The sequence below is a fragment of the Vibrio sp. 1562 genome, assembly GCF_033340155.1.
In the GTDB taxonomy this organism is placed as follows: Bacteria; Pseudomonadota; Gammaproteobacteria; order Enterobacterales; family Vibrionaceae; genus Vibrio; species Vibrio alginolyticus.
In genome coordinates, this window is sequence record NZ_JAWOVY010000614.1 from 1 (window position 1) to 569 (window position 569).

Annotated in this window: 1 protein-coding gene; it reads left to right on the top strand. The window is 50.1% G+C overall.

Annotated features, from left to right (window positions below):
* Positions 1 to 569 (top strand): YdcF family protein (locus R7Z49_RS26705; protein WP_318112683.1); only part of this gene is annotated, 569 nt, incomplete at both ends.

Here is a 569-nt window from a genome sequence, read left to right on the forward strand (position 1 = left end):
AAGGCAATCAAGCCGAATCAGATCAACACATGACAACGCTGGCCAAACTGAATGCTGGTAAAGCAGCAGACATCAAACGCATCTTCGACACAGTAGATCGCATTTTGGCAACGCCGCTGAAAGAGAAAGCCGATAAAGGCAAACTGGACGACAAAGGCGCGATTGTTACCTTGGGTTATGCGCTCAATCCCGATGGCTCGATGCATCAAATCTTAGCCGAACGTCTACAAACCACGTTAGCAATGGCGAAAGCGAACCCAGATGCGATAATTATTTTGACGGGCGGCGTACCAAAGAACCACAAAACCGAAGGTAAATTGATGGCGGACTGGTTGATTGAAAAAGGAGTCAGCAAAGACCGCATCATCGAAGAAAACTACGCCACCAGCACGGTAGGCAATGCCCTGTTCAGCAGCTACGCCTTGGCGCGCCACAACATCAAACATGCGACCATTATCAGCTCGGCAAGTCACGTGCGTCGTGGTCAAACCTTGTTTGAAATCGCTAGTTGGCAAACTGGCCCGCAGGGCATCACTTTCGACACCGTAAGTTACCCAGACAAACCCCTC